Source organism: Vibrio sp. L5-1 (assembly GCF_021728315.1).
GTDB classification, from domain to species: Bacteria; Pseudomonadota; Gammaproteobacteria; order Enterobacterales; family Vibrionaceae; genus Vibrio; species Vibrio splendidus_K.
On sequence record NZ_JAKKCQ010000001.1, the window covers coordinates 1,123,628 to 1,140,104 of the forward strand.

Below are 16,477 nucleotides of genomic sequence, written 5' to 3' on the forward strand. Positions count from 1 at the left end.
TTCACTTGTTGGCGTGTGACTTATTCGCTAATCCGTTAACGGCTTACTCAGCTAACTGCTTCAACAGTAGCTCTGTCGGGCGAACAATCGCGATGATCGATTCATCATAGATCTTCGCTGAATCAGACAATATCACTTGGTAGGCGTTCGCATCTGATGCTCGAACTTTTTCACCCGCTTGTGCTTTGTCAATCAAGGTTAACGCCAAGTCTGCGACTTCCGCAGTTTTCTCTGCGACAACCACAGTCTCTACCGAAGATACATTTCCGGCGAAGACAGTTTTAGCCGCGAGTGCAGCCGCTTTTGCTTGTTGATAATGCTCTGCAAGTTGCTCAAGCGCTTGTAGATTACCCGTCGCAACGTCGTTGACTAAATCTTGCATCTCATACACGGCGTAGCTTTCCACTGGTAGCGCATCAACAAAGCGGTTTAGGCGCTCGTATTGGCTATATAAAGTACCCTTAGGCTCAGTAGAATTCCACTTCTCCCAGTTGCGCGCGTAGTACTGTGCTGGCTCGGTGTACTTTGCAAGCACGCGTAGGTCGTGGATATATTGGCCTTTTGCAATACGCTTCAACAACATGTCAGCATCCGCATGATGACGTAGGCCAACCGACACTTCAGACCATGTATCCATCGCTTTCATGCGCTTGTACATGCTGCGTTCGTCCGTCAATTCTGCATCAGACCAGAAGCGCTCTGCAATCGCATAGCTGCGTGGCCATAGGTAGTTTTCGACCGTGAGGCTGTCTTTGTTCTCTAGCCACATGGTGATCTCGCCGCCCAAGATAAGCTCTTTTTCTTTATCTGTTAATTCCGCAGGATAACCACCATTCGGTTCAGGAATCTCGCTGCCTTCAACATCACTGCTCGCAATCACTTCACCTGTGGTTGGCCAACGCACGTTACCGACCAGTTGGTAACTGCCTTCTGCAAAACCCTTTGCATTCAGGTTTAGGTTGAATTCAGTGTACGACATGAAGTTATCGAAGTGGCCAACAAAGGTTTTGCCCGGCACATAATCAAGGATAAAGATCTCTTCGCGAGACTTACCGTTGTAATCACTGAAAGCACGGAAAGTACCGTCTTTCGCTTCAATGATGGTCAGTGTTCCCTTACGTGGGCCGCCTTTTGAACGTGGCTTTTCCCATTGATACGTCACGAATTTCTCGCCACTGTGCAGCTTATCGTCAACAGTGATACCGCTTGGCATTGGGTCATTGCGATAATGGTAGCTCGTCGGCTGAGGTTGATCTAGGTAGTAACCCGTAGAAAGAATACCTGGGTAGCCCTCTTTCGCCGCACGACCAATACTGTCGTGCCCTTGCCAGCTTTGAATCACGATTGAAGTCGGCAGATCTTTATGCCAAATTTCATCCCAACCGGTCATCTTCTTACCGCGCTCTTCGAGCATCTTCTCAACTTTTACATTGAGGTAAGACTGCAGACCACGCTCGCCATCGATATTGTTCTCTTCAATGAACTGTTGGTGCTTTTCGCTGTTTTTCCACTGTGCATAATTCGGCTCATCGCCGCCGATATGGAAGTATTCGTCTGGGAAGAGTTCGGTCACTTCGTCAAACACATCACCAAGCATCTCATAGACTTCTGGGTTCAGTGGATCCATGAGCGGTTCAAATACGCCCCACCCTCTTTCTTGCTCATAGTTTTGCCCTTCACCGCCAGACATCAAGCGTGGGTAAGCGTGAGCAACTGCAGAAGAGTGACCCGGAAGAGACACCTCTGGAATCACACGAATACCAAGGTTACGGGCATATTCAACTAAGTAGCGAACTTGGTCTTTGGTGTAGTAATTACCATCAGCGGTTTCAGACCACAAACGCGGCCAAGATTCAGTTTGAATACGAATACCTTGGTCGTCCCAGAAGTGCCAATGGAATACGTTCATCTTCGCCGATGCCATCGCATCTAATTGACGAATCAGCACATCGAATTCAATGAAGTGACGTGAAGTATCGTAAGAAACACCACGCCAGCGGAAGCGAGGCTCATCGACAATGGTTACGGCAGGAATATGGTAGCCAGTCGCCGTGGTTTCAACGAGCTGTAAAAGGGTTTCGATGCCGTGAATCGTGCCGTATGGGCTTGGAGAGCTCAGTGTGATTTGTTCACCCTGAGTGGTAATTTTGTAGGACTCTACAGAGTCGATATTTTGTATTTCAGACTTTGGTGCTGCGTCGATATCAATGATCAGGTTCGCTTGGTCTGCACTATCCACCTGCCAATTTAGAATCGGCACACCTGTCTGGCGCTCAAGACGATCAATAAAGCGTTTCGCCGTGTATTCAACGCGATCAGAATTAAAGCCTTTGATGTAAACCTTGAAGTTACCGTCGACCTTAACTTGCCCAGCTTTCAGCTCGACCGTTTGTGGGTACGGCATTAAATTTAGATCGGTATTTGGAGCCATTGCTAACGCCATTGGGGACACTACTGAACCTGAAATCAATAGGGATAATATAGTTTTTTTCATTATTAGTTTTCCTATATAAATACGGTTCTGTTTTGTTTATCGGAGGCGATTCACAAAACAGAACCATCAGCCACTGCTGTTGCTCGTTATCGCTAATTCGAAAGCTTGTTATCGCTAGTTCAAAAGCTTATTGCTCGTTAACAAGAGCGACCGCTTCACGAACCAATACTGCAATCTCGTCCCATTGCTCATTCTCGATCATTTTCGGCGACACCATCCAAGTACCACCACAGCACACCACGCGATCCACGGCTAAGTAGTCATTCACGTTGTGTTTACCGATACCGCCCGTTGGCATTAAAGACACATCAACATATGGCGCTAACAGAGACTTCACCATGTTGATGCCGCCAGACGCTTCTGCCGGGAAGAACTTCAAGAAGTTAAGGCCAAGCTCTAACGCTTGCTCTACTTGGCTTGGGTTGTTTACGCCCGGAACGATTGGCATACCGATTTCTTGGCAACGTTTTACGGTGTTTGGGTTCAGGCCCGGAGCTACGATGAATTCGCTGCCTGACTCTTTCGCAAGGTCGATCTGCGCTGGCGTTAATACTGTGCCAGCACCGATACACATCTCTGGGTACGCATCGCGCATCGCACGAATCGCGTCTGCTGCCGCTTCAGTACGGAATGTCACTTCAGCAACTGGTAGGCCGTTTTCTACCAACACTTTTGCCAGTGGAATCGCGTGTTCAACCTTGTTAATTTGGATAACAGGGATAACTTTGAATTGCTTAAGTTTGTTGATCATTTCTTGAGACATAATAATTCCGCTTTTTATTTTATTTTTTAATCAGTTGGCTCATAGCGCTCACGGGGATGATTGCGCCAGAGTATTGAATAACTATGGAAGCCAGTTGGTGGCCAAGTTCGGCTGCGTCGGTGGCGCTCTCGCCAGTAAGACGCGCAGCTAAATAACCCGCGGCGAATGAATCGCCCGCAGCACAGGTATCAACCACATTAGAAACACGAGTTGCTGAGACATAATTCTCAATAATGTTGCCCAGTTCAACTTGAACAATCTTGCATGGCTCGCAGCCACGTTTGATAACGATCTCTTGGCAACCCAAACGAAGGCAGCGTTGTTGAACGCTCTCTGAGTTACCCCATACAAGCAGATCGTCGTCTTCGGTAATTAAGGCGATGTCTACCAATGGCAGTAACTTGGCGTACCAATGTCGAGCTTGCTCAGTGCTCCAAAGTTGCGGGCGATAGTTATTATCAAAAATCACCTTGCCGCCTTGGTTTGAGAACACGCTAATGGCTTTGAATAAACGCTCGCGAGAGGCATCATCCAAGATCGCGATACTGATACCGCTGATGTAAATCGCACCGACTTGCTTCTCTGTCAGAGCGATTTCAAGCTTATTCAAGTCATCGGCTTGCTTGTTTAAGTTATCGATTTGGAAGTAAGATTTTACTGCCGCATCGTTGCGCCAGTAATGAAAATGTCGCTCGCCTGTCTCGTCAGTTTCGACCATGTAGAGCCCAGGAAGCTTGTTCGCGATGCGTTCAACGAAATTGGTTTGAATACCTTCTAACTGCCAGTTATCAACCATGTTCTGAGACAATTCATCGCTACCAAGGCCCGTCGCGTAATGAACAGAGAGGTTTTGATGTTGGGTTAAGCGAGAAAGGTAAAGCGCGGTATTGAGCGTGTCACCGCCGAATTTTTTGGTTAATGGAGAGCCGCTGATTTCAACCATGCACTCGCCAAAGAAAGCAATATTGAAGTTAGAAGATGCAGGCATAGCCGATCCTAAAATAGAGAGATAAATGGGGAAGAAGACCCTACAGTTAAGCAGGGCCTGAGCTAGCTAAACCACTCCACAGCTTGTTGTACTGAGTTTGTTGTACTAACTAGCTGTAGAGCGTTTTAGATTAGCTTGTTTGATTAGCAGGACGTTGAGAAGACTCTTCTTCTTCAAGCACACCCGAGTCTGACAGTTCCATTTCCATCAGAGCGCGCTCGTCATCAAGAATTGCTTTCGCCATTTCTGGTGTCACTTGGTTAGCCGGAGTACATAGGCTTACCAGCACACCAGCCGTTAGAGCGACTAGACAAGAAGGAATCACAGGGTTGCCCCAGAAAGCCGTGTAGTCTGCATTGAGCATTACAACAAATGAAGCCACAGATGCACCCGCTAGCGTAGCAAGCGCACCCTGCCAGTTGTAACGTTTCCAGAATCTACCCAACATACCGCACACAAACATGCCCGACATTACGGTTGAAATCATTTTCGTGATGTAGCCAATGATGTCGTTTGAGGTTAATGCGAACAACAGTGCAAAACCAATCACCACAATCAATGCCAAGCGAGAATAGTTCACCATTGACTCTTTGTTTGGTACGCGGCCAGTGAACATCACGTAAACATCACGCAGTAAGATAGACACACCAGCTATCGCATCTGAACTTGCGCTCGACATGGTTGCAGAAAGACCCGCGATAAGAACAATCATGCCAACACCAACCGGAAGAACCGTTGCTGCAACATAAGGGAACGAGTAGTTCGGATTATCCAATGATGGATCAATGGCATGTGCTGCCATACCAATGATTGCAGGGATGATTGAGAAGAAAAGATACAACACACCCGATGCAACAAATGAGCGACGAACGGTTGATACATCTTTACCCGAGTAGATACGTTGACGGAATGAAGGCGTAGCTAGTACACCAACACCAATAACCACAGCCAGAGACACAGCTGGAAGAAGACCCAGTTTATCGATTGCTAAAAAGCTCGTAGCAGCAGGCTCCATGGCAGCGTAAAGGTTATCCATGCCGCCGATGTAATCGACTGACATAACCGCCATCAAGATGAAGCCAGCAAAAAGAATGACAGCTTGAATGGTATCGGTCCACACAACGGCTGTGTAACCACCGATCACCACGTAAATAGTGAATGCCGCTGCAATAATGATTTTCGCTAGGTTAAGATCGATGTCTGCAATCCACGCTAAGTACATGCCACCACCCAGAATGTGAGCGCCTAACCAACCAATTGAAGCGACAAAGATCAGTACACCTACAACGTTTTTCACGATGCGGTTAGCGCCAACATAGTAAGCCAGCTCTTCACTCATGGTCATGAAATTCAATTTACGAACCGGAGCAAACCAAAGTGCAAGTAATAGGATGCCTATCGCACCACCAATGCCGTACAGAGCACCTGCCCAGCCATTTGCGTAGCCGAAGCCAACCGCACCCATACTTGAACCCGTACCAACCATCGTCGCTACTGTTGTACCAAGTACTAAGAACATAGGTAGGCCACGGCCACCTAATAAGAAATCTTCGCCAGATTTTTGATTACGCGAGACGAACCAGCCTAACCAAATTAAAAATAATACGTACACGCCGAAGCCTGTAAGAAAAAGTGTGCTGTTCATTTGACACCTCTCAGTGAAATATTGAGTTCATTCTTGAACTTTATTTATGATTCATTCATTTTATATTTCATATAATTACTTTATTGATTTTATCTTTTTTAATTAAAGTAATTTTTATAAATGTAGGGTGAGAGTATTAAAGGATAATAACAGGGATGACTAACCCCTAATACTCTCTAAGTAGGTAATTGTGATTAGGTTATTACTATCCGCGATCGGCGCGGTAGCAAGTCACATCTACTTCAACCTTCACGTCTACAACTAAGTCGCAAACCATGCAGATACGAGCCGGTGGGTTAGCACCGAAGAACTCTTTGAATACCTTATTAAAAGATTGGAAGTAACGAGAATCCGTTAGCACAACCTTTACGTGCATTACGTCTTCTAGGCCGTAGCCCGCTTCAGTCATGATATCGACACAGTTTTGGATCGCTAGGCGAGACTGGTCAACAATACCACCCTCAACCACTTCACCATCTGTCATCGGTGTCTGGCCAGAAACGTATAGGAAACCACCTGCTTCAGTTGCACGTGCAAATGGTAAATGTTGTCCGCCTGTACCTGTACCGCCTTCAACACCGTAACGTTTAATAGTCATTTTTTAACTCCACTTATTTATAGATCATATTGGGTTTATAGATAACATTGGCTTTATAGATAAAACAGTTTCTATTCCAATATATTTAAATTAATTCGCCGTTTTTATAATCACCTGAATTTAATAAATAATTTAAATTCTAGTTTCGGTAAATAAAAACGCCTGAACGGTTATTTCTTACTTTTCCTTGCTGGTAAGTTAACTCACCATTTACAAATACACTTTCTATTCCTTCAGCAACTGAAATAGGATTTTCAAATGTTGCTGTGTCTTTAATATTCTTTGGATCAAATAAAACTAAATCGGCAAAGGCACCACAGCGAACTTCGCCTCGACCCGCTAAGTTGTAACGCTGAGCCGACATTCCGGTCATCTTGTGAATCGCTTCTGGCAACGAGAACAGTTTTTCGTCTCGGCAATAGTGACCTAACACTTTCGGGAAGGTGCCCCACAATCTTGGGTGTGGATGCGGGTCATTAGGTAAACCGTCTGAGCCGACCATGGTCAGTTTGTACTTCAATACGCGCTTTACGTCGTTCTCATCCATGCAGTGATAAACCGCGCCCGCTGGTTGAAGCGCTTTAGCTGCGTCCATCAGGGGTAGGTTCATTTCATCAGTAATCTGCTTCAGCGTTTTGCCTGCGTGTTCTGGTTTTGCTTCAGACCAAGTGATGAAGATGTCGAAATCGTCAGTCACTTGTTTCAAATCTAATGTCGAAGAGCTCGCTGAGTATGGGTAGCAGTCACAAGACACATCTTGGTGCTCAGAAACCTTGTCCATTAAGTCGAGTACTTCAACAGTTCTGCCCCAGTTACCCGCACCTGCACATTTAAGGTGTGAAATAACAACCGGCACTTTCGCGTATTGTCCTGTCTCAAACGCCTCTTCCATCGCGCTTAAGATCTCTTCAAATTCGGTACGCATATGCGTGGTATAGATGCCGCCGTGACTAGAAAGCACTTTCGCTAACTGCATCACTTCGTTGGCATTCGCTTGTTTCGCGCTGGCGTAAGCCAAACCCGAGCTCAAACCTAATGCGCCTTGCGCCATCGCTAAATCAAGGTTGGTTTGCATCGCTGCGATTTCGTCTTCGCTTGCAGTGCGCTGCAGGTCGTCCATCACTTGGTTACGCAATGTCGTATGGCCGACTAACGCGGCAACGTTCACTGCGGGTTGAGCTTGCTCTACCGCTTGTGCATACGCGGCAAAGGTTGGGTATTTGAAATCAGCCTGCGCGCCTAATAGATTCATCGGGTCAGGTGGATCGCCAGCCAAAACGGTTGGTGATGCGCTGATACCACAGTTACCAACAATCACGGTTGTGACACCTTGGCTGATCTTAGGCAGGCAGTCTGGGTAACGAATTACATTGGTATCGTCATGTGTGTGTACATCGATAAAACCAGGAGCCAATGCTAAGCCTGCTCCCTCAACCAACTGGCCACAATCTTCGTGATCTATTTGACCAATTTCGGCTATTTTTCCATCTCGGATTGCTACATCGGCACAAAACGATTGTTCGCCGGTGCCGTCAAACACCTCTACATTTTTGATTATCGTATCGAACAACATTTTTCACTCTCTCAATCCACTGTGTTGATGGAGCTATATTAGAAATTCAGCCGATTATTTTCAGTGACAAAACACACATAATATTTTAATTTGTGTGATAGTTTCTACCACAAAACAGTTTGTGGATATATTTAAACAATAAATAACAACAACTTAAATCATGTTAGGAATCAGCCATGAAACATAACTCGGCACAAAAAGATGTTATAAAGTATCAAGACGATAGTTTTGTCTTGACTGAAAAAGGCCAAAAAGGGAGAGCAATATCACAATCTGAGAACGGTATTTATCGACTGGTTGATGAAGATGTTTCACTTCCGGTTGCAGTTATCAAACAATCGGCATTGACCAATAACCTAGATTGGATGCAATCTTTCGCTGATCATCACCAGGTTAAATTATCGCCACACGGCAAAACCTCCATGACTCCTGCTTTTTTCCGCCAACAGCTAGAAAATGGCGCTTGGGGCATAACAGTAGCAACGCCTGCACAGGCAGAAGTTGCCGCTATGGTGGGTGCGAAACGAATCATCATGGCCAACCAATTGGTGGGTAAAACCAACATGGCGATCATCGAACAGCTTATTCGCGAGTTTGATGTCGATTTCTATTGTTGTGTGGACTCATCGATAAACGTGCAGCAACTTAACCAATATTTCTCTAATACAAAGCAGACGCTAAAAGTACTGATCGAGTTTGGTGTACCGGGCGGTCGTTGTGGATGTCGTTCACCACAAGAAGTTCTAGAACTGGCTCAAACTCTCCAAGACACACCAGCCCTTTCGCTAGCAGGTATTGAGGTGTACGAGGGTGTGATTCACGGTGACAATGCAGAACAAGACATTCGAACCTTCTTAAATCAGGCGCTCACTTCGGTCGAAAGCCTCGTATCAGATGGCCTAATTGCAGAGCAACCTATCATCACGGGCGCAGGATCTGCTTGGTACGATGTAGTCGCAGAATGTTTAGCGAACCTAACCGATTATTTGGCGATCATCCGCCCGGGCTGTTATGCCATTCACGACACAGGTATTTACCTAGACGCACAAAGCAAGGTGTTGCAACGCGCCCAAGTAAACCAAGGCTACGCGTGCGAATTGGGTGGTGATTTAGAATCGGCACTTGAGGTATGGGCGTATGTAATCTCTCGTCCAGAGCCGACCAAATTAGTGGTTGGGCTAGGCAAGCGTGATGTGGCCTTTGATGCAGGCTTACCAATTGCTGAGCGTGGCTATCGCAATGGCGAAGCTATTTCAGTGAAAGGCTTAACCTCTACTGCGGTGATGGATCAGCACACTTTTGTTGAAACCGATGGCTCTTCTGAAATTGAAGTGGGCGACATTATTGCTTTCTCGACCTCACACCCGTGTTTAACCTTCGACAAATGGCGCTACATTGCCATCAGCGATGACGAACATCAGGTGACCAAATGGGTAGAAACCTGCTTCTAGGTCGATTTTTCAATAAGCTAGAATCAGCGAAGCAATAAGATATACTAACGGGGCTAAGGCTTAGTTTTAAGAGCTAGGTTCTTAAAAACTAAGCAATACGATTAGCCCCATCAACAAAGGATCAGGATTCTTGAGTTTAGAAGTAGATATCATTTCACAGATAACAGAGCGTTTTCCTGTTCTTCGTGATGCAGAAAAGAAAGTCGCCAAGCTGATCATGGATGACATTAATTTTGCTGCCAATGCCAGTATCACAGAACTTGCTGAAGGTGCTCAAGTCAGTGAAGCCACCATCACACGCTTTGCTAAGGCGATCGGCTGCAATAACGTACGTGATATGAAGATTAAGTTGGCTCAGACACTAACCGTTGGCCAGCGCTTTATCCTCGAACCTGTTGACCAAACGGGTTATCAAGGTATCTACGAATCGATCAAGCAAAGCCTAGACATCAACCGCACTTTGTTCAAAGAGCAAGACGTTGAAACCGCAGTCAGCTGGCTGCATAACGCCAGGCAGATCATTGCTATCGGCATGGGTGGCGGTTCAACCATTGCTTCTCAAGAGCTGCAACATAGACTGTTTCGTTTAGGCTACCCAGTGGTGTCGTACAACGACGGCTTGATGTCACGTATGGTTGCCGCCACGGCAGATGCCAATGACGTGATGGTGATGATCTCAGCGACCGGTTTTACGCCCGTGATCACTGAAACCGCAGAGCTAGCTAAGCAGTATGGACTTAAGATCATCGCGATTACCCCACAAGATACACCGCTAGCAAAAATCGCCGATATCTTATTGCCAATCAAGCATATGGAAACCGACTTCATCTACAAACCATCGGCTTCTCGCTACGCTATGTTGGCATTAGTGGATGTGCTTTCTATGGGAATCGCAGTCAATCACAAGAACCGTTCGCGCGACAAACTGCGCCGCTTGAAAGTTGCGCTCGATTCTTACCGAGGCGGTGGCGATAGACAGCCTCTCGGTGATTAACGAATCAAGGACAGAATGGGCTTAAATTCTGGTGCTCGACAATCTTTCACTAGCTCGTATAAGCTCATTTCCAACCCTGTAATTTGGACACCAGCATCTCGTAACCGGCTAATAGCCAGATTCTTGTTAAGCAGCATTCGCGAGCTAACGCAGTCACCAACCACCTGAACCTTGTACCCAAGCTCCAATAAACCGATTGCGGTTTGATAGACACAAATATGAGCCTCAATGCCACACACCAGCCAAGTTTTCACATCCTTGGCTTGCACAGCTCCAACAAATTTAGGTTCGTCACACGCATTGAAAGTAAATTTCGGTATCGGCTTAGCATCACTCAATAGGTCATTAAGTTCATCGACCGTAGCACCTAACTTCTCAGGGTTTTGTTCCAAGCTAACAATAGGAAGACCTAAAATCTGCGCACCCTCAATCAACTTTCCGCAGTTAGAGATCAGTATATCGCTCTCATCAACAAGGCGTGCGAGCTTGCCTTGTACGTCCACAACCACCAAACCTGTGTTTGCTCTGTTTAACATCCAACTCTCCTTGTTATCACTAGAATCAACTCTCTGACTCAAACCAATAAATACTACAATACGATGTTAACCTCATTTATTGAGCCTTATTTATCAATAGGTTAGATAAATGCAATTCTACCCAGACCATAAAAAACATCGTTTTATTTAGCAAATTTAACTATTTGTCAATATATGAATTTTATTTATAAACGATATAACCAACAAAAACTCCGTTAATGCTTGAAAACTCTAGGAGTACATACAATCGCACTATCAATGAAAAGATAGGTTTCATTTGTGAGGGTTTTATAAATCAAAAATCAGCGATACCGTGATTTGCATCACAGGATGAATTAACAAGGTATCATCATGAAAAAATCAGCATTAGCACTCGGATTAATCGGTTTAGTTTCACTTCCAACTTTTGCAGCAGGCACAGATGGCGGTGCGTATGTAGGTGGCGGACTTAGTGTCTATCAAGGTTCGGATACAGATGGCGCGCCAAGCTTAGATTCTAGCGGCATGGGCTATAACCTATACGGCGGTTACCAATTCAACCGTATCGTTGGCGTGGAACTTGGCTATAACGATTATGCAGACTACAAAAACAGCACAGACAAACTTTCACCAACGTCTATTTCTGTATCAGCAAACCTCGGTTATACGTTCGATAACACTATTCGCCCATTTGTGTTAGCAGGTTTAAGCTCTGTCGACCTCAATGCGAATAGCGCTGCAGGATACGATGATGATAGTGGTACAGGCTTCCACTTTGGCGTTGGTGTTGAATACACACCGGTTGAACACCTAACACTTCGCCTGATTTCTCAAGCGGATGCGGTAAGTGTAGAAGACTCTTACAAATTTAATGGATCTACGCTCTCAACCGACGACCATACACTAGCATTCAACAGTGTTAGCTTCGGTGGTTCATACGACTTCTAATGTAATTGAACCACATAGAATAAACTGAATATACTCATTCACTTTGCTGTACCACCTTATCTTAAAGGTAACTCAGTAAAGTGAATTTTTTTATCTATGTAACGATTCAACTTACAAAGCCATACAGTAATACATACAAGACTACGGAATAATGGTCATCAACGGTCGAAAGGTCGCAAAACAAAAATAATTGATACTGGCATGACATTAAAGAGTGAGTAAGAAAAATGAACAAGATAACGAAATCAGCATTAGCACTGGGTTTAATCAGCGCAGTTTCTCTTCCAGCTTTAGCAGCAGGTACTGACGGCGGTGCTTACATTGGTGGTGGTCTTAGTATCTACCAAGATTCTGATACAGATGGTCAAGGTAGTTTAGATTCAGATGGCATGGGCTACAACCTATACGGCGGCTACCAATTCAACCGCATCATTGGTGTTGAGCTTGGCTACAATGATTACGCAGACTACAAAAAGGGGACTACAAAACTGTCGCCGACATCTATCTCTGCATCTGCAAACATCGGTTACACATTCGACAACACAATCCGCCCATTCGTATTGGCTGGTTTAAGCTCTGTTGACCTAAACGCAAACAAGAGCGCGGGTTACGATGACGATAGCGGTACGGGTTTCCACTTTGGTGTGGGTGTTGAATACACGCCAATCGAACATCTAACATTGCGCCTAATTTCTCAAGCAGACGCAGTGAGTGTTGAGAACGACTACGGCTTTAAGAAAGAAGACAAAACGCTTGCCTTCAACAGCATTAGCTTCGGTGGTTCATACAACTTCTAATGTGATTGAACCACATAGAATAAGCTGAACATACTAATTCACTTTGCTGTTCCACCTTGTCATGAAGGTCACTCAGTAAAGTGAATTTTTTGTTTCTACACGCCCTACCGCGTCATTTCACTTTAACCAGTTTATCGCTCGTCACGCCTAATTGAGATTTATGCGTTGATATTAGAGCTTTCTTGGTAGCGAGACTAAAATAAAGGAATAAGAGACGCAGGAACTCAACTACGATGAATCTACCACGCTTAAATATGTCGATAAACAAACTCCCTTTCGTGCTGGCTGTGTATTACCTACTTGTCATTAACCTGCCTATTTCGCGCGAACTATTCAACATTCTGATCGCCTCAAAAGCGGAGAGTATTGGGTTCATAATCTCAATTCCCTTTTTCTTTCTCGCTGCATTCAACTTTATCTTTCAAGTTTTTAACTGGCCGATATTCGCCAAAGCCTTTTTCATCTTATTACTGCTTACTTCCTCCTTGGTCAGCTATAGCATGTTCAGCTATGGCATTTTTGTTGACTATGGAATGATAGAAAACGTTTTTGAAACCAACAGCGGAGAAGCAGCAAGTTATCTAAGTCTGTATTCGATTTTATGGTTTGTTCTAATGGGTGGTCTCCCATCACTTATGCTTTTATTCACAAACCTTAAGAGGGAATCTTGGAAAGATTTTGCTATTTGGAAAAGTATCGGTCTGTTAAGTTCATTGATCGTAATCGCGATTATTGCAGGGTTATTTTACAAAGATTATGTCTCGATTGGTCGTAACAACTCTCACCTTAAAAAGATGATCATTCCGACCGAATACGTCGCTTCAACTGCAAAGTACATTAACAATACTTACATCAAAAAACCGATTCCTTACCAAGAGATCGGCTTAGACGCGCAGCTAAAACCGGAAGCTAAACAAGCAACTAAACCAACGCTATTGGTCTTTGTTCTTGGAGAAACAGCGCGTGTGTATAACTACCAATATTATGGCTATGAGAAAGAAACCAATGCTCATACCAAGCCTTACAACCCGATATTTTTCTCTGATGTTCAGTCGTGTGGAACTGCCACTGCGGTTTCTGTGCCGTGTATGTTTTCTAACATGAATCGCAGCAACTACGACCGAGACAGGGCTTATAACCAAGATAACGTAGTCGACATTATGAATCGCGCGGGGATTCACTCTATCTGGCGAGAGCACGATGGCGGGGATAAAGCAATCGCACACCGAATCAAAGAAATGACACTGGTTGCCAAAGACAGCGACCCTTTGTGTAATAAAGAGGTGTGTTACGACACAGCCATGCTAGAGAACTTCGAACAAGATACCCAAGATCTAACTGAAAATAACATCCTTTTCTATCATATTTCCGGTTCTCACGGGCCAACTTATTATGAACGTTACCCTGAAGAACATAGGAAGTTCATGCCCGATTGCCCACGTTCTGACATCGAAAACTGCACCAAAGAGCAAGTGGTCAACACCTACGACAACACCATCTTGTACACAGATTTCTTTCTATCACAGGCTATTCAGAAGCTAGAGAAACTCACCGACAAGTACAATGTCGCGCTGATGTACATTTCCGATCACGGAGAATCATTGGGAGAAAATGGCATCTACTTACACGGCATGCCTTATTCATTGGCACCGAAAGAGCAAACCCATGTGCCTATGATCATGTGGATGTCTGATGGTTTCGCCGAGCAGAAAGGGATAAACCAAACCTGCTTAAGAAAGGCAGGCAAAGAACAGAGCTTCTCCCAAGACAACCTGTTCGACTCTTTACTCGGCCTAATGGATGTACAAACCAAAGAATACCGAGAGAACCAAGATATTTTTGCTTCGTGTCGGTAGTGTTTTTGCTTATGTAAATCATCGGAAAACTCGAGTTGCCTGAGCAAGCTCTCCTCAACTTCCCCGAAAAAGAAAAGACCTCGGTCTTTTCTTTTTTTTTCGTCGCTAACATGGATCCAGAGTGTTAATTTATAACGACGAAACAATGAGCTACATTTAATAGAGACAATAATGGAACAGTCCGTCGTGCTCCAAAGACCAACCTGTCTTATTAGACTTTATCTCACTCACATCGCTCATTGAACTTACCACGATTAAGCTCAGTTCAATACGGCACCTGAATGGCGCCGCAATATCAATGTTTACGTCATATCATTAAGGACAAATGAATGGACGCTTTCATAATTTCAAGCTGGCAATTTTCTGAGGGTGTGGCACATGAACACACCACCAGCCCAGCCTCATTCGAGCAATCAACTTGGTATCACTGCCAAAGAGATGCTGACGGTTTGAGAGAATGGCTCCACAGTAATACGGTTCCAAATGCCATAATCGATTCATTACTCACCGATGACACCCGCCCTCGATTTGAACAATTTGGCCACGACTGTTTTTTGATGATTCTGCGAGGCATTAATCTAAACGAAGGTGCTAACCCTGACGACATGCTTAGCCTACGCATCTTATGGTACAAAGGCACTTTAATATCGACACGCAAAGTTCCTTCAAAAGCGGTCAGTAATCTGATATCCGATCTCAAACAAAACCAAGGCCCGACATCATTACCTGATGTATTACTGGGCATGATACGTGGAATCAACCACAGCATTTCAACCTTCCTAGTACCCGTCGAACTCTTGATTGACGAGTTAGAATCTACATCCAATATCGACATAAGATCGATTAACGCTCTGCATTCAAGGCTACTTAGACTAAGGCGCTATTTGAAGCCACAGAAATACGTTTTTGAGGACTTAATGAGTGACCTGCCTGCACCATTGAGTAAGCACAACAGTCATATAAAGAACAGCCTTGATACCATCCTGAGAATTAATGAGTCTGTTGAGTTTTACATCGAACAAATTAATGTATTTTTAGCGAGCCTAAGTCAGCAACAAGCTGAAAAAATGAATAGAAATACGTACCTATTTTCTATCATTGCGGGTATTTTCCTCCCTGCTGGGTTTTTCACCGGTTTGCTGGGTGTCAATATTGCAGGAATACCCGGAACAGATAACCCAATAGCATTCCCACTATTTTGCATTGGGCTGCTCGTGGTCATAGCGGCAGAGGTCATTATTTTGAAAAAATTGAGGTTTATTTAATGGTTGAGTTTTTGCAATCCAATATGTGGCTTAAACAAGTGGGTTTAGGTTTACTTCTTATCACTGTGTATTGGGTGATAAAACGCTTGGGGAAAAACTGGATAGAAACATTAGCGGAAAATAAGCGCGTCGAATTGAAGCGAAAGCAGTTCGTGATTAAGTGTTTCAATATCGTTCTGTTTCTACTCTTCATCGCTGTGTTTACGATTGTTCTTAACTTGGGTTTTGGTGATATTTCGCTGTTCTTGTCATCCATATTTGCGGTGCTGGGTGTCGCTTTATTCGCGCAATGGTCGATTCTAAGTAACCTCACAGCCAGCGTACTAATATTTTTCGTCTTCCCTTATCGCATTGGCGACAGAGTAAGAGTCGCGGAGAAAGACGAAGACATCAGCGGTGTGATCATCGATATCACCATGTTCCACGTTATTCTTCGACACAGTTCGGGCAACATTATCACCTACCCCAACAACCTGATTCTACAAAAGGGCGTGATAAAGGTCTTAGTTGAACCTGAGTTAAACAGTGAAACTGTCGATACATAACTCATCAAAGCTGAAGACTCAGGAAAATAATGCGCCCTATTCAAC

At 44.6% G+C, this 16,477-nt stretch carries 14 protein-coding genes; 7 read left to right on the top strand and 7 right to left on the bottom strand.

Annotation, left to right across the window (positions count from 1 at the left end; translation table 11 throughout):
* Positions 1-43 precede the first annotated feature (43 nt).
* From L3V35_RS04600 to L3V35_RS04625, 6 genes are all read right to left on the bottom strand, one after another.
* Positions 44-2,494, bottom strand: coding sequence for a family 20 glycosylhydrolase (locus L3V35_RS04600; protein WP_237298623.1), 2,451 nt, complete (start codon positions 2,492-2,494; stop codon positions 44-46).
* A 127-nt stretch (positions 2,495-2,621) separates the two neighbouring features.
* A complete protein-coding gene (locus L3V35_RS04605; RefSeq protein WP_017084927.1) occupies positions 2,622-3,257 on the bottom strand; it encodes a bifunctional 4-hydroxy-2-oxoglutarate aldolase/2-dehydro-3-deoxy-phosphogluconate aldolase in 636 nt (211 codons plus the stop codon).
* A 19-nt stretch (positions 3,258-3,276) separates the two neighbouring features.
* Positions 3,277-4,245 carry a sugar kinase gene (locus tag L3V35_RS04610; RefSeq protein WP_237298624.1) on the bottom strand — a complete coding sequence of 323 codons (969 nt, stop codon included), beginning with the start codon at positions 4,243-4,245 and terminating at the stop codon, positions 3,277-3,279.
* A gap of 130 nt (positions 4,246-4,375) precedes the next feature.
* A complete protein-coding gene (locus tag L3V35_RS04615; RefSeq protein ID WP_237298626.1) occupies positions 4,376-5,890 on the bottom strand; it encodes a sodium:solute symporter family protein in 1,515 nt (504 codons plus the stop codon).
* 205 nt (positions 5,891-6,095) lie between these two features.
* Entirely contained in the window at positions 6,096-6,488 is a 393-nt protein-coding gene (locus L3V35_RS04620; RefSeq protein ID WP_004732497.1) for a RidA family protein, read from the bottom strand.
* A 139-nt stretch (positions 6,489-6,627) separates the two neighbouring features.
* The gene (locus L3V35_RS04625) at positions 6,628-8,061 is read right to left on the bottom strand and encodes a D-aminoacylase (RefSeq protein WP_237298628.1); all 1,434 of its coding nucleotides are present in this window, start codon (positions 8,059-8,061) and stop codon (positions 6,628-6,630) included.
* Positions 8,062-8,237: 176 nt separating this feature from the next.
* Between L3V35_RS04625 and L3V35_RS04630 the strand changes: the two genes are divergently transcribed.
* Entirely contained in the window at positions 8,238-9,512 is a 1,275-nt protein-coding gene (locus L3V35_RS04630) for an amino acid deaminase (protein ID WP_237298630.1), read from the top strand.
* A 130-nt stretch (positions 9,513-9,642) separates the two neighbouring features.
* Positions 9,643-10,506: a MurR/RpiR family transcriptional regulator gene (locus L3V35_RS04635; protein ID WP_017075657.1), complete on the top strand. Its 864-nt coding sequence runs from the start codon at positions 9,643-9,645 to the stop codon at positions 10,504-10,506.
* Here the strand turns inward: L3V35_RS04635 and L3V35_RS04640 are convergent.
* The gene (locus L3V35_RS04640; protein WP_237298631.1) at positions 10,503-11,042 is read right to left on the bottom strand and encodes a hydrolase; all 540 of its coding nucleotides are present in this window, start codon (positions 11,040-11,042) and stop codon (positions 10,503-10,505) included. The genes L3V35_RS04635 and L3V35_RS04640 overlap by 4 nt on opposite strands.
* A gap of 351 nt (positions 11,043-11,393) precedes the next feature.
* On the opposite strand from L3V35_RS04640, the gene L3V35_RS04645 reads away from it, so the two are divergent.
* The 5 genes from L3V35_RS04645 to L3V35_RS04665 all read left to right on the top strand — a co-directional run bounded on the left by L3V35_RS04645 (position 11,394) and on the right by L3V35_RS04665 (position 16,432).
* Positions 11,394-11,969, top strand: a complete 576-nt coding sequence (locus tag L3V35_RS04645) for a porin family protein (RefSeq protein ID WP_237298633.1) — start codon at positions 11,394-11,396, stop codon at positions 11,967-11,969.
* Positions 11,970-12,196: 227 nt separating this feature from the next.
* Positions 12,197-12,766: a porin family protein gene (locus L3V35_RS04650; RefSeq protein ID WP_237298635.1), complete on the top strand. Its 570-nt coding sequence runs from the start codon at positions 12,197-12,199 to the stop codon at positions 12,764-12,766.
* A 233-nt stretch (positions 12,767-12,999) separates the two neighbouring features.
* Complete coding sequence (locus L3V35_RS04655) at positions 13,000-14,622, top strand: phosphoethanolamine--lipid A transferase (protein ID WP_237298637.1); 1,623 nt, start codon at positions 13,000-13,002, stop codon at positions 14,620-14,622.
* Positions 14,623-14,951: 329 nt separating this feature from the next.
* Complete coding sequence (locus L3V35_RS04660; RefSeq protein ID WP_054546020.1) at positions 14,952-15,887, top strand: CorA family divalent cation transporter; 936 nt, start codon at positions 14,952-14,954, stop codon at positions 15,885-15,887.
* Positions 15,887-16,432, top strand: coding sequence for a mechanosensitive ion channel domain-containing protein (locus tag L3V35_RS04665; RefSeq protein WP_054546021.1), 546 nt, complete (start codon positions 15,887-15,889; stop codon positions 16,430-16,432). Before L3V35_RS04660 ends, L3V35_RS04665 begins: the two co-directional genes overlap by 1 nt.
* Positions 16,433-16,477 lie beyond the last annotated feature (45 nt).

What these genes read in the sequence shown, in the direction of transcription:
- L3V35_RS04655 (WP_237298637.1), top strand. Translation starts at nt 13,000, where the DNA reads ATGAATCTACCACGCTTAAATATGTCGATAAACAAACTCCCTTTCGTG.
- L3V35_RS04665 (WP_054546021.1), top strand. Translation starts at nt 15,887, where the DNA reads ATGGTTGAGTTTTTGCAATCCAATATGTGGCTTAAACAAGTGGGTTTA.
- L3V35_RS04600 (WP_237298623.1), bottom strand. Translation starts at nt 2,494, where the DNA reads ATGAAAAAAACTATATTATCCCTATTGATTTCAGGTTCAGTAGTGTCC.
- L3V35_RS04610 (WP_237298624.1), bottom strand. Translation starts at nt 4,245, where the DNA reads ATGCCTGCATCTTCTAACTTCAATATTGCTTTCTTTGGCGAGTGCATG.
- L3V35_RS04625 (WP_237298628.1), bottom strand. Translation starts at nt 8,061, where the DNA reads ATGTTGTTCGATACGATAATCAAAAATGTAGAGGTGTTTGACGGCACC.
- L3V35_RS04640 (WP_237298631.1), bottom strand. Translation starts at nt 11,042, where the DNA reads ATGTTAAACAGAGCAAACACAGGTTTGGTGGTTGTGGACGTACAAGGC.
- L3V35_RS04605 (WP_017084927.1), bottom strand. Translation starts at nt 3,257, where the DNA reads ATGTCTCAAGAAATGATCAACAAACTTAAGCAATTCAAAGTTATCCCT.
- L3V35_RS04620 (WP_004732497.1), bottom strand. Translation starts at nt 6,488, where the DNA reads ATGACTATTAAACGTTACGGTGTTGAAGGCGGTACAGGTACAGGCGGA.
- L3V35_RS04650 (WP_237298635.1), top strand. Translation starts at nt 12,197, where the DNA reads ATGAACAAGATAACGAAATCAGCATTAGCACTGGGTTTAATCAGCGCA.
- L3V35_RS04660 (WP_054546020.1), top strand. Translation starts at nt 14,952, where the DNA reads ATGGACGCTTTCATAATTTCAAGCTGGCAATTTTCTGAGGGTGTGGCA.
- L3V35_RS04645 (WP_237298633.1), top strand. Translation starts at nt 11,394, where the DNA reads ATGAAAAAATCAGCATTAGCACTCGGATTAATCGGTTTAGTTTCACTT.
- L3V35_RS04615 (WP_237298626.1), bottom strand. Translation starts at nt 5,890, where the DNA reads ATGAACAGCACACTTTTTCTTACAGGCTTCGGCGTGTACGTATTATTT.
- L3V35_RS04630 (WP_237298630.1), top strand. Translation starts at nt 8,238, where the DNA reads ATGAAACATAACTCGGCACAAAAAGATGTTATAAAGTATCAAGACGAT.